The organism is Bacillus sp. F56, assembly GCF_001748205.1.
Classification (GTDB): domain Bacteria; phylum Bacillota; class Bacilli; order Bacillales; family Bacillaceae; genus Bacillus; species Bacillus stercoris.
Genome location: NZ_BDFC01000007.1, coordinates 415,935 through 428,737, shown reverse-complemented (window position 1 = coordinate 428,737; position 12,803 = coordinate 415,935). Strand labels below are relative to the sequence as shown.

The following is a 12,803-nucleotide window of genomic DNA, read 5'->3' as shown; positions in this document are numbered from 1 at the left end:
GAATTCTTCGGTCTATTTCCTAAAGAGGCTCGTATACATAATAGTACAAACATCCTTAGGAGGGAAAAGTATGCTGAAAAAAGGACCTGCAGTCATTGGTGCGACTTGTCTCACCTCTGCCTTGCTTTTATCCGGATGCGGTTTGTTTCAATCTGATAAGGCAGCCAAGGAAATTGATCCGCCTCAAGACGTTACATACGTGAACGATGAAGCGGGGGCTAAGTCAAATACTACAGCAGCTGAAAAAACAGAGAATAAAAAGAGTGATACCGCAAAAACGGATCAAGCCTCATCTGCTGTTATGAGGGAGCTATATCTTATTGATAAAAACGGGTATGTCGTCGCGCAAACGCTGCCTCTTCCTAAAAGTGAGAGCACGGCTAAGCAGGCGCTTGAATACCTCGTACAGGGCGGGCCTGTGTCTGAAATTCTTCCGAATGGCTTCAGAGCGGTATTGCCGGCTGACACAACGGTTAACGTTGACATCAAAAAAGATGGAACCGCGATAGCTGATTTCTCTAATGAGTTCAAAAATTATAAGAAAGAGGACGAACAGAAAATCGTTCAATCTGTGACGTGGACGCTGACGCAATTCAGTTCGATAGATAAAGTGAAGCTGAGAATAAACGGGCATGAACTGAAGGAGATGCCTGTAGGAGGTACGCCGATCTCAGATGATTTAAGCCGCAAAGACGGCATTAATTTGGAAACAGCCGGTGTAAATGATCTCACTGCTACCCACCCGCTGACAGTCTACTATTTGGCGGAAAACGAAGACAGTGAGTACTACGTGCCTGTGACGAAACGAATCGACAATTCGGAAAAAGACGACATTACAGCAGCCATCAATGAATTGGCTAAAGGCCCAAGCAAGGTGAGCGGGCTGTTAACAGACTTCAATGAAGATGTAAAGCTGGTCAGCAAACCGAAAATGAAAGACGGTCGCGTGACGTTGGATTTCAATCAATCTATATTCGGCAGCGCCGATGAGAAGACGAAAATGATTTCTTCAGAAGTGCTGAACAGCATTGTGCTGACGTTAACGGAACAGCCGGATGTAAAAGGCGTCTCTGTTAAAGTGAATGGAAAATCAGAGCTTGTAAACGAAAAAGGCGAAAAGCTCACAGAACCGGTCTCCAGACCTTCTCAAGTGAATACGGGTAGTTTTTAAATTGGGATTTTTGATATACTAGAAAGAAAGAGGTTAGCGTTCCGGCTGCCTCTTTCTTTATTCAATTCCGGGACAAAAATGGTTTATGTACATACAATCGGAGGTAAAACATGAGACATGACGGAAGACAACACGATGAGCTGCGTCCAATCACATTCGATTTGGATTTTATCAGCCATCCGGAAGGTTCTGTTCTAATAACAGCGGGAAATACAAAGGTAATCTGCAACGCGTCTGTTGAGGACCGCGTACCGCCGTTTTTGCGGGGCGGAGGAAAAGGCTGGATTACAGCAGAGTACAGCATGCTGCCGCGGGCAACTAATCAAAGAACAATTAGAGAATCTTCTAAAGGGAAAATTTCCGGCAGAACAATGGAGATCCAACGCCTGATCGGCCGCGCGCTTCGGGCTATTGTAGATCTGGAAAAGCTCGGTGAACGGACGATTTGGATTGACTGTGATGTCATTCAGGCTGATGGCGGAACAAGAACAGCTTCCATTACAGGCGCATTTCTTGCGATGGCGATTGCCATTGGCAAGCTGATCAAAGCAGGAACAATCAAGACAAATCCGATCACTGATTTTCTCGCTGCGATCTCTGTTGGAATTGATAAGGAACAGGGAATTTTGTTAGATTTAAATTATGAAGAAGATTCCTCTGCTGAAGTTGACATGAATGTTATCATGACAGGCAGCGGCCGTTTCGTGGAACTGCAGGGAACCGGCGAAGAGGCGACTTTTTCAAGAGAGGATCTGAATGGTCTTCTCGGTCTTGCGGAAAAAGGAATTCAAGAGCTGATTGACAAGCAAAAAGAAGTGCTGGGGGATTCTCTGCCAGAACTGAAATAAAGACAGAAAGGCTTGATCATCATGATAGAAGCAATTATTGCGACACATAATCCGGGAAAAGTGAAGGAATTTAAAGAAATTCTTGAGCCAAAAGGCTACGATGTCAAATCGTTAGCTGAAATTGGATTCACAGAAGAAATTGAAGAAACAGGCCATACATTTGAAGAAAATGCCATTCTGAAAGCGGAAGCTGTTGCCAAAGCAGTGAACAAAATGGTGATTGCGGACGACTCCGGTCTATCCATCGATAATCTTGGCGGCAGACCCGGGGTTTATTCAGCCCGCTATGCAGGGGAACAGAAAGACGACCAGGCAAATATCGATAAAGTGCTCAGCGAGCTGAAAGGAATCGAAAAAGAACAGCGCACCGCCCGTTTCCGCTGCGCATTGGCCGTGAGTATTCCGGGAGAGGAAACAAAAACAGTCGAAGGCCATGTTGAAGGGTATATTGCTGAAGAACCGAGAGGAGAATATGGCTTTGGCTATGATCCAATCTTTATCGTGAAAGATAAAGATAAGACAATGGCTGAACTGACTAGTGATGAAAAAAATAAAATCAGCCATAGGGCTGACGCGCTTAAAAAGCTGTCTAAGCTTTTGGAGGCATAAGGAGGAAGCTTGTACATGAACGTGCTGATTATCAGTGACAGCCATGGGCTTGAAGAAGAACTCCAGACCATTGCGAAACGGCATGAAGCAGAAGTTGACCTTATGATTCATTGTGGGGACTCTGAGCTTGAAACGGGGCACCCTGCATTGGAGCCTTATGCGGTTGTAAAAGGCAATTGCGATTTTGCCGGCGATTTTAAGGACGAGCTTCTTCTAACTGCCGGTTCAAGAAAAATACTGGTCACACACGGCCACCTTCACGGTATAAAACAGACCTTGTTAAACGTATACTATCGTGCAGAGGAGCTCGGAGCGGATATTATCTGCTTCGGGCATTCGCACATCGCGGGAAGCGAAGTGCTGCGCGGAAAACTGATGATTAACCCAGGCAGCATCCGGCTTCCAAGGGTGCGCAGGACAGAAAGCTATGCTATACTGACATTAGAAAATGATGCTGCGACAGTCCGTTTTTACGACCAAGCAGGCAATGAAATTGAGGATCTGCAAAACCGAGTCACACTATGAAAATGTCATGAGGAAGAAAATTTTCTTCCTCATGAAAAAAATTCTAAAAAACCGTTGACTTATTGTTGCATCCCATATATAATAAATCTTGTCGCTGATAGTTAAAGCGAAAAACAAAAAACAAAACGTGTCCCAGTAGCTCAGCTGGATAGAGCAACGGCCTTCTAAGCCGTCGGTCGGGAGTTCGAATCTCTCCTGGGACGTACAAAAAGAAAAACCTCAAATCCATTTAGGATTTGAGGTTTTTTGTTGTAACCAAAAGAAAAGGATTATTAGATGTTGATTCGGATGTAAAGGGATTATTAAATGGATTGACCATAACTAGTTCCACCGCTTCAAAAGAAAAAATAAAACAGTTTGAGGTCTTGGATGACTCAATGTTGATTTCTGATGCTCTCGAAACCAACACTAGGCAAATGAAGGTGAGTGAGAATAGAAGCCGTACAACAAGCGATTATGTCCTCCATGTAGAGCATTTTCAGAGTATAACAATTGAGGCTCTTCTTTTTATCGATCAAATCTGATGTCGTAGCCTCGATATTTAAACAATAACTAATAAAACCCGTCTTTTATTCACTTGGTTAAAGAATGAACCTAAACTAAGGAGCAGAGTAGAAAAAGAGCGATACATCTTCTTTCCTAATTTTTGCATGATTATAGTATAATGGACACAAACAATCTTTTAGGAAACGGTGATAAAAATGAGTAGCAACTTTTCATTTTTTCAAGGGAAATGGGATGTACTTGCTAACTTGGGAGAGACAGCTGAGAGAAATGTATATCATGACCCCCATACAACAGTAATGAAACTGCGATTGTTCGCTGAAACACTAACTAAATTTATTCTTGCCGCTGAAAATATTAAAGAGGCATATGGTACAACGCAAGTGGATCGCATTAACACTTTGCGTCGGGAAAGGTTACTTGAGCCTGAATTAATTGATATATTAGAGGCTCTTCGTCGCAAAGGGAATGTAGCGATGCATGAAGCGGATTATGGAAAAGTAGAAGAAGCAAAGGCTTTGTTGCAATTAACGTTCCGCTTGTCCATTTGGTTCATGGAGGTATATGGTGATTGGGATTTTCAAGCACCAGAGTATACAGAACTTCAAGAACAAGTAGAACAGAGTACAGAAACACTTCAGCGAGAATATGAGGAGAAAGTCAAAAAGCTTGAAGAAGAATTAGAGGCAATTCGTCGACAGGCGGAAGTGGAACAAGAAGAGGTAAAAATCGAACGTAAAAAGATATCCAAAAACTTTATGCGTCGACAGCAATTAACTGAAGCTGAAACACGTACGATTATTGATGGAAAACTACGTGCTGTTGGGTGGGAAGTAGACACAACTGTACTAAATCATCAAAAGAACGGAACGCTGCCAGAGAAAAATCGAAACATGGCAATTGCAGAATGGAAGGTCAATGGCGGCAGGGTTGACTATGCGTTGTTTATTGGCTTAAAGCTTGTTGGCTTTATTGAAGCTAAGGCAAAAAAGAAAACGATTCCTGGCGCATTAGAAAGTCAAACAAAAGTGTATGCAAAAAATGTGACACAAGTCGAAGATGAAGTCATCATACCTACAACAGGTGAATATAAAGTGCCGTTTTTATACGCAACGAACGGCCGACCATACTTGAGACAACTTCAAGAAGAGTCGGGCATCTGGTTTTGGGATTCACGTAAACCGTTAGAACATGCTCGCCCATTAGAAGGCTGGCATTCACCTGATGACTTGCAGCTTCTTCTTAGTCAAGATGACAAGGATGCAAATAAACGCTTAGAAGAAGAGGATATTACGAAGTTTGGTTTGCGTCATTATCAGCAAAGAGCGGTACTTTCCGCTGAAGAGGGATTAAAAGAAGGGCAACGAAGAATGCTTATTGCGATGGCAACGGGAACTGGGAAAACTCGTACAGCTATCGCCCTCATGTATCGCTTAATTAAGTCCAAAAAATGTCGTCGTATTCTTTTCCTTGTAGACCGTAATTCGTTAGGAAAACAGACAGAGGATGCACTTAAGGATACAAAAATTGAAGGCTACTCATTTGCTGATATATACGATGTAAAGTCTTTAGAAGACATGTCTCCAGAAGTTGAAACGAAGGTGCAAATTGCGACGGTGCAGGGAATGGTTAGAAGACTTTTCTATAGCGATAACGAGAAGCTTCCAAGTGTCGGGCAGTATGATTTCATCATTGTAGATGAAGCACATCGTGGCTATACAAGTGACAAAGAAATGTCAGAGGAAGAATTGGAATTCCGTGACCAAAATGATTATATTAGCCAATATCGACGTGTAATTGATTATTTTGATGCGGCATGTTTAGGACTTACTGCAACACCAGCTCTTCATACAACAGAGATTTTTGGTATGCCTATTTTTAAGTATTCTTATAGTGAAGCGGTTCTGGATGGCTACTTAGTTGACCATGAACCACCATATCTGTTTAAGACAGAACTTTCACAAGTCGGCATTACTCTTGAAAAAGACGAAGAAGTTGAAGTGTATGATGTTGATAAAGGCGAGATTCAACTAGAAAAAATGGAAGATACCATTCATTTTGAGGTTGAACAGTTTAATAAACGGGTAATTACTGAACCTTTTAATCGGGCGGTTCTAAACAAACTGGTTGAATACATTGATCCGACAGGAAAAGAGAAAACCCTTATCTTTGCAGCGACTGACCAACACGCAGATTTAGTTGTTCGGTTATTAAAGGAAGCCTTTAAAGAACGTGGCGATGAAATTGAAGATGATGCTATTATGAAAATTACTGGCTATATCTATAAGCCATTAGATGCCATTAAAAGGTTTAAGAACGAGCGGCTGCCAAATGTCGTTGTAACGGTTGATTTACTCACCACAGGCATTGACGTTCCTCCAATAACAAATCTAGTATTCTTACGGCGTATACAGTCTCGTATTCTTTATGACCAAATGCTTGGACGTGCAACCCGTCTTTGTCCCGACATTGGAAAAACACACTTTAACATTTACGATGCAGTGGGCATCTACGATAAATTGCAAAGCTATACGGAGATGAAACCTGTTGTAAAGAAACAAAATTACAGTATCGGTGAACTATATGAATCACTTGCCAATGCTACTGCAGAAGATGAAGCTTCGTTTTATCGTGACCAATTGGCAGCGAAAATTCAGCGTCGCAAGCAAAGGCTGAATGAAGAAGGAAAACAAAAGTTTGAAGAATTGTCGAATGGAAAAAATGTGGATGAGTGGGCGAAAGAAATTCAAACGTATACGCCACAAGAAGCAAAACAGCACAACATGTTATTTGAATATATGGAAGCCTATCGGGTAAAAGGCGAGAAACGATATATCTCCAACAAAGAGGATGAAGTAACAGATGTGGTTCGGGGATACGGTGAAGGAAACAAGAGACCAGAAGATTATTTAGAAGGTTTCGTTCGTTTTATCCAAGAAAATATTAATGAAATTCCTGCTCTTCATCTTATTTGCACACGCCCGAAAGATTTAACAAGGCAGGATTTACGAGAACTTATTACCATTCTAGAAACGAAAGGCTTTAAGCAATCTCATTTGCAGACAGCTTGGAAACAGACAAAAAATGAAGACATTGCAGCAGACATTATTAGCTTTATTCGCCAAGCTGCATTAGGTGAAGCGCTAGTTGACCATGAAGCACGTATTAAACAGTCGATGCAAAAAGTGTATTCACTGCATGATTGGACTCCAAGACAGAAGAAGTGGTTAGAGAGAATTGAAAAACAGTTACTTCAAGTGCCTGTATTAGCACCAACTGCAGAAGAGGCATTCTCGGAAGAGCCATTTAAAACTTCTGGCGGCTATAAATTGCTGAAGCGGGAGTTTGGTGACTATATTGATACGGTTGTTACCACTATAAATGAGAACCTTTATATTAGTTAACAATGTGCCTCTTCATAGGGGCATTTTTTAAGTTATAATAGACAAGTTAGATTGGCTTTAATTTTCGCTTTAGCGGGGTTCAAACGAGGAACCCTGAATGAAAATATAAGTGTAATTAGCAGGAGGTTAATACATGAACAACCAAGAAATCGTTCAAAAACTATGGAATCTGTGTAATGTGTTACGGGATGACGGAATTACTTATCAGCAGTATGTAACGGAGTTAACTTATTTACTGTTTTTAAAAATGATGAAAGAGCAGGAAACAGAAGGTGTAATTCCAGAGGGCTACCGTTGGGATGACTTGTTAGACAAAGAAGGTCTAGAATTAAAGACGTTTTACCAGCGATTGTTGCTTGATTTAGGAAGCAGTGACAATGAGCGGTTACGTCTCATTTATAGTGATGCTTCTACAAGTATTGCCGAGCCAAAAAACCTAGAGAAAATCATCAAATCGATTGATGCTCTTGATTGGTACAATGCGAAAGAAGAAGGACTTGGGAATCTTTATGAGGGTTTATTGGAGAAGAACGCAAGTGAAAAGAAATCGGGAGCGGGACAATATTTCACACCTCGTGTACTAATTGATGTAATGGTACACCTTATTGACCCGAAAGTGGGAGAGCGATGCAATGACCCTGCCTGTGGAACATTTGGTTTCATGATTGCGGCAGACCAATATTTAAAAAATAAAACAGATGACTATTTTGACCTCGACCCGCAAGAAGCTGAATTCCAAAAGAAAGAAGCCTTTACAGGAATGGAACTTGTAAAAGACACACATCGTCTTGCATTAATGAACGCTTTACTTCATAACATGGAAGGGCGTTTGGAACAAGGGGATTCTTTATCGGGGAATGGGAAATGGATGAAGAACTTTGATGTTATTTTAACAAATCCTCCGTTTGGAACAAAAAAAGGTGGAGAACGTGTATCCCGTGATGATTTAACGTTTGAAACATCAAATAAGCAGTTGAATTTCTTGCAGTTGATTTATAACGCTTTAAAAGATGATGGACAAGCACGGGCAGCGGTTGTATTGCCCGATAATGTGTTGTTTGAAAGTGGTATTGGTTCGCAAATTCGTCGTGATTTAATGAACAAATGTAATTTACACACCATTTTACGTTTACCACCGGGTATATTTTATGCACAGGGCGTTAAAACAAATGTCTTATTCTTTACAAGAGGAACAACTGACCAAGATAATACGAAAGATGTTTGGGTATACGACCTTCGCACAAATATGTCTTCGTTTGGAAAGCGCAATCAGCTAACAATGGCTCATTTTGAAAACTTCATGAAGGCCTATGTAGCAGAAGACCGTTCTAAAGTAGAAGATGAGCGTTGGAATGTGTTTACACGAGAAGAAATTGCAAAAAAAGGTGATAGTTTAGATATCGGATTGATTTCAGATGAATCACTATCTTCATACGACAACTTACCAGACCCAATTGAATCGGCAGAAGAAGCGATTGCGAAACTTCAACAAGCAGTGGATTTATTAAATGAAGTAGTCGAGGAGTTACGTGCTGTTGAAGAAGATGAGGTGGTCAGAAAATGAGTAAGAAAAAGAAGGCCATCGAGGAATTATTAGAAGAAGTAGTAGTATCAGAAGAAGGACAACCATTTGAAGCCCCTAATAATTGGGCGGTAGTGAAGACAAATACTGTTGTAGATGTAAGAGATGGAACGCATGATACTCCTGCTTATCAAGAAGAAGGCATTCCATTAATTACATCAAAAAACTTAAAAAATGGGAAGCTTGATTTCACAACAGCTAAGTTTATAAGTGAAGAATCTCATCTTGAAATAGCAAAACGGTCAAACGTTGAAGTAAATGACATATTATTCGCAATGATTGGAACAATTGGTAATCCAGTTTTAATTGAACAGATTTCTCAAGAATTTAGTATTAAGAATGTAGCATTGTTTAAACCAAACATTCAGAAATTAGATAGTAAGTATTTCTACTACTATTTACAATCACCGACATATATGAATCATTTAAAAAATAATGAGAAGGGGAGTACACAAAAGTTCGTTCCTTTAAATGTATTAAGGAATGCCCCTCTTTACTTTCCTCCTATTAACGAACAAAAACGGATTGCTGAGAAAGTGGAGCGACTTTTAGCAAAAATTGAAGAAGCAAAGATGTTGATTGAGGAAGCGAAGGAAACGGTTGAGTTGCAGAGGGCGGCTATTCTGGATAAAGCGTTTCGTGGGGAGTTAGGTACAAATGTTGAGAATGAAGAAAGCATAATAAATTTATTAGGCAAAGACAAAGTATTGGTTTCAACAGAAAATGACTTACCAAAGAATTGGGTTTATGTAAAATTAGGAAATGTAGCCAAATTCCAAGGTGGTAGCCAACCCCCAAAGTCAGTTTTTAAAGGGGAACGGCTTGATGATTATATTAGGTTAGTTCAAATAAGGGACTTTAAGTCAGATAAATACAAGACATATATACCTAAAGAGCTTGCAAAAAGAACTTTTGGTGAAAATGACGTCATGATTGGTAGATATGGTCCACCAGTATTTCAAATCTTAAGAGGACTGAGTGGTGCTTATAACGTTGCTTTAATGAAAGCAACCCCTATTAAAGAATTGATGGATAATGACTTCTTGTATTATTTGTTACAAGCACCTTTTATTCAAAACCCTGTTATCAGAGAATCACATAGAACTGCAGGTCAAACTGGTGTAAGGAAGGAACTTATTGAGGATTTTAGTATAGGACTTCCACCTTTAAGCGAACAAAAACGAATTGCTGAGAAAGTAGCCAATCTTTTAAAAAAATTTGAAGTAGAGCAGGAATTAGTTGAAACTTTAACAGATAATTTAGCAATCATTAAACAGTCTATCCTTTCTAAAGCCTTCCGAGGTGAACTTGGAACAAATGATCCCAGAGAAGAAAATGCTATTGAATTATTAAAAGAAGTATTGCAGGAACAAGTGCAATAGCTATAGCTAGGCATCCGAATAAATCGGGTGTCTTTTTATATATTATTGAGATAATGCCAACTGTCGGATGAGATACATTTCTAAGATTATTCTGTATATCTTACTAAAGGTTTCCTTCTTTAATCATCTTCCAATTTTCAACTGTCTAATTGTACAATTATGAGTTATAATGAAAAGAGTGATAACGGTCAAAGTTCGAAAGATGACCGTTGTACCTGTCCGTGAAAAAACTAGATACTGCAAGCGTTAAAGCTGGATAGAGCAACGGCCTTCTAAGCCGTCGGTCGGGAGTTCGAATCTCTCCTGGGACGTACCAAAATGAAAAACCTCAAATCCATTTAGGATTTGAGGTTTTTTGTTGTCGGTCTATGATTTTTATTTATTATTTAACGGATCATCATCATCCAAGCCGTCAACTTTTCCTTCTTTATTCAGACGAGGTTCTTCTTTTTTCACAGTTTCAGAAATATGTTCATTTTCTTCAACAGTGCGTTTACCGACAACCACTTCATCAGTGACAACCGGTTTTTTAGTCACTTCCAGCTTTTCCTCAACGATTGGCACTCTGATCTCTTCCGAATCGTTGACGGGAGAAGCATCCGCTTTATTTTCATCCACTGGCCGGCGTTCGACATAAATTTCATCGTGTCTCACCGGGATGTCCATATCTCTTTTTTCTGTTTTCACTTCTTTTCCTATCTCTACTTCGCCGGTTTGAACGTCTTCCTTATCGACTTTCAGCTGTTCTTCCCGGAGCGGCATCGTTTTTTCTTCTTTCGTTGTATAATCCGCCATTTCATTTGTGCTTGAAAAGCCGCCTGAAAGGGCATTGCCGTTATCCATAGGAGCATTTACATCTGCATCTGTATCGACGGCTACCAGAAGTTTTCCGTCATCCAAATCTTCTTGATACTTGTCTATTTCATCCGTTCTAATATCCAAATCGGATAATGCTTTGCTGTGTGCAGCAGTATCATCCATTGTGAAATAATCTTTCAGTTTATCGAAAAAAGATTCAGATTCGCCCTGATGTGCATCGATGGCTTGATTGACCTCTGTTCCTGTACGTGACTCCAAATAATCTGTATCTCGCCGGCTTGTCACAACAGAAATGTCATCAGAATCATAGCCTTTTGTGAGTAACCCTTCAATCGCTGCGATGGTTTCCTGCGGAGTTTCGAATACACCAACTATGCTTTTCATATCAATCTCCTCCTTCATGAATTTGCATGATATCGTTCATGTCGTTTGTAATTCCCGCTGTTCTTTGAATTAAACAAAATTGAAAACATTGGGCGGGTATCAAAAGGGTGAAAAGTGTGTAAATACAAAAAAATAGATAAGACAGACTTTCCTCTGTCTTATCTATCTTCATAGTTGCAGCTCCTTTGTCATAAACACACTGTTTAGATCTTCAACATAGTCTGCAAACGGTTCGCAATACTGGAAACCGAAGCTTTCATACAATTTTCTTGCTGGCTCAAATGAAGCCATTGAACCCGTTTCTAAACTTAGTCGCTCATAACCTCGCTTCTCGGCCTCTTCAATGATGTGCTGGAGAACTTGTTTGGCAACGCCTTTTCTTAAATGTGATGCAGATGTTCGCATTGATTTGATTTCTCCATGCCGGCTGTCCAGTTCTTTTAGCGCTCCGCAGCCGGCGAGTTCATCACCCTCCCAAGCGCTCCAAAATGTTATTTCAGGCTCTCTTAGTTTCTCTAAACCTAAGGCATGAGTGCTTTCTGGCGGGGACATAAGCGTCATGCTATGTAAATGTTCATTCACAAGTGAGACCACCTGACGTCCAGTTAAATCGTCTATTTTTATATGCAATTTTATTCCTCCTCAAACTTTGATCTTAATCATATTTCATCCTGTTTCCAACTATAAAGACAGAAAACCTGACAGTATTGAAGCCCCTTTGAAATATATGAGTTGCAAAAGATGTTTGAAAGCAAAAAGAGGCCGAAATCGTTGTTCGGCCCTTGCAGTCTTCTTTAATATCTAAAGCCTCCATGCACACCGGCTGTTCCGCTAAAACCGCCGACATGTGTCGCCGGAATACTGAACCCGCCGCTATGGCCGCTGAAGCCAGTGCCTGAAAATTGCTGCCCGAAAAAATCTGAAGTGTATGGATAAGAGGAGTACATAGCAGAGGGAGTGGTCAACGGGCTGTATGCCTGGCTGAACGGCTGTCCGTATCCGTAGCCTCCAAATGGCTGCTGGCTTTGCTGGTAAAAGGCAGGGGTAGCAGGATAATGCTGCTGCGGAAAGCTGGGGAAGCTTGGAAAGCCCGAAGGAAATCCTTGCATGTCTGCAAATGATTTATTCATCGTATCACCTTTTCTTTGCAAGATACCATTAATGTATGCCGAGGGAACAAGGGGAGTGCCTATCCGAAATGAAATGGGTTTGCAAGATGATCTGTCAGACTCAATTCCTACACGAATCATAGCGTGTTATAAAATCTTACACGTTTATGTAAAAATGAATTATTCTGGTGTATCCTTGATAGATTAATAAAAAAATTATAAAAACTTTTAACATTTGCAATTCCTTTTGTACCAATAATGAAAGCGTATACAATATAGATTGATTAATCAAAATTGTCTAATAATTTTAAAAAATGCTGTTGACACTGCGTCCAAAGCGGCGTAATATGAGTTCAACAAAAGATAACGCAAGCTTCACAAGCGAAAATGATCGCAATATGATTCTGAAAAAATGAAAAACAATCGACCTTATTGAACAGCTTACAAGCCGTTCTGAAGGCTGAAT

The 12,803-nt window shown here is 40.3% G+C and carries 10 protein-coding genes and 2 tRNA genes; 9 read left to right on the top strand and 3 right to left on the bottom strand.

What is annotated here, in order from left to right; translation table 11 throughout:
- Window positions 1-70 precede the first annotated feature (70 nt).
- The 9 genes from gerM (at window position 71) to BFW96_RS13380 (ending at window position 10,341) form a co-directional block, all read left to right on the top strand.
- Window positions 71-1,171 (top strand): spore germination protein GerM, encoded by a 1,101-nt coding sequence (gene gerM, locus BFW96_RS13425; protein ID WP_014664884.1) that lies wholly within the window; start codon window positions 71-73, stop codon window positions 1,169-1,171.
- A 110-nt stretch (window positions 1,172-1,281) separates the two neighbouring features.
- Entirely contained in the window at window positions 1,282-2,019 is a 738-nt protein-coding gene (gene rph, locus BFW96_RS13420) for a ribonuclease PH (protein ID WP_069839672.1), read from the top strand.
- A gap of 12 nt (window positions 2,020-2,031) precedes the next feature.
- On the top strand, window positions 2,032-2,628 hold the full coding sequence (locus tag BFW96_RS13415) for an XTP/dITP diphosphatase (protein WP_083252880.1): 597 nt from the start codon (window positions 2,032-2,034) through the stop codon (window positions 2,626-2,628).
- Between the two features lie 15 nt (window positions 2,629-2,643).
- The gene (locus BFW96_RS13410; RefSeq protein ID WP_014664882.1) at window positions 2,644-3,153 is read left to right on the top strand and encodes a metallophosphoesterase; all 510 of its coding nucleotides are present in this window, start codon (window positions 2,644-2,646) and stop codon (window positions 3,151-3,153) included.
- A 129-nt stretch (window positions 3,154-3,282) separates the two neighbouring features.
- Window positions 3,283-3,356 (top strand) — tRNA-Arg (locus tag BFW96_RS13405).
- A gap of 498 nt (window positions 3,357-3,854) precedes the next feature.
- The gene (hsdR, locus tag BFW96_RS13395) at window positions 3,855-7,061 is read left to right on the top strand and encodes a type I restriction-modification system endonuclease (RefSeq protein WP_069839670.1); all 3,207 of its coding nucleotides are present in this window, start codon (window positions 3,855-3,857) and stop codon (window positions 7,059-7,061) included.
- A gap of 133 nt (window positions 7,062-7,194) precedes the next feature.
- On the top strand, window positions 7,195-8,625 hold the full coding sequence (locus BFW96_RS13390) for a class I SAM-dependent DNA methyltransferase (RefSeq protein WP_069839669.1): 1,431 nt from the start codon (window positions 7,195-7,197) through the stop codon (window positions 8,623-8,625).
- Window positions 8,622-10,025: a restriction endonuclease subunit S gene (locus tag BFW96_RS13385; RefSeq protein WP_069839668.1), complete on the top strand. Its 1,404-nt coding sequence runs from the start codon at window positions 8,622-8,624 to the stop codon at window positions 10,023-10,025. Before BFW96_RS13390 ends, BFW96_RS13385 begins: the two co-directional genes overlap by 4 nt.
- Before the next feature lie 243 nt (window positions 10,026-10,268).
- A tRNA-Arg gene (locus tag BFW96_RS13380) sits at window positions 10,269-10,341 on the top strand.
- Between the two features lie 59 nt (window positions 10,342-10,400).
- On the opposite strand, the gene BFW96_RS13375 is transcribed toward BFW96_RS13380, so the two are convergent.
- The 3 genes from BFW96_RS13375 to cotQ form a co-directional block, all read right to left on the bottom strand.
- Window positions 10,401-11,228, bottom strand: coding sequence for a YsnF/AvaK domain-containing protein (locus BFW96_RS13375; RefSeq protein ID WP_040082247.1), 828 nt, complete (start codon window positions 11,226-11,228; stop codon window positions 10,401-10,403).
- Between the two features lie 168 nt (window positions 11,229-11,396).
- On the bottom strand, window positions 11,397-11,858 hold the full coding sequence (locus BFW96_RS13365) for a GNAT family N-acetyltransferase (protein ID WP_040082248.1): 462 nt from the start codon (window positions 11,856-11,858) through the stop codon (window positions 11,397-11,399).
- 164 nt (window positions 11,859-12,022) lie between these two features.
- Complete coding sequence (gene cotQ, locus BFW96_RS13360) at window positions 12,023-12,358, bottom strand: inner spore coat protein CotQ (RefSeq protein WP_069839667.1); 336 nt, start codon at window positions 12,356-12,358, stop codon at window positions 12,023-12,025.
- Between the last annotated feature and the right edge of the window lie 445 nt (window positions 12,359-12,803).

Coding starts and splice junctions, on each gene's coding strand:
- cotQ (WP_069839667.1), bottom strand. CDS start 12,358: ATGAATAAATCATTTGCAGACATGCAAGGATTTCCTTCGGGCTTTCCA.
- BFW96_RS13410 (WP_014664882.1), top strand. CDS start 2,644: ATGAACGTGCTGATTATCAGTGACAGCCATGGGCTTGAAGAAGAACTC.
- BFW96_RS13390 (WP_069839669.1), top strand. CDS start 7,195: ATGAACAACCAAGAAATCGTTCAAAAACTATGGAATCTGTGTAATGTG.
- rph (WP_069839672.1), top strand. CDS start 1,282: ATGAGACATGACGGAAGACAACACGATGAGCTGCGTCCAATCACATTC.
- hsdR (WP_069839670.1), top strand. CDS start 3,855: ATGAGTAGCAACTTTTCATTTTTTCAAGGGAAATGGGATGTACTTGCT.
- gerM (WP_014664884.1), top strand. CDS start 71: ATGCTGAAAAAAGGACCTGCAGTCATTGGTGCGACTTGTCTCACCTCT.
- BFW96_RS13375 (WP_040082247.1), bottom strand. CDS start 11,228: ATGAAAAGCATAGTTGGTGTATTCGAAACTCCGCAGGAAACCATCGCA.
- BFW96_RS13385 (WP_069839668.1), top strand. CDS start 8,622: ATGAGTAAGAAAAAGAAGGCCATCGAGGAATTATTAGAAGAAGTAGTA.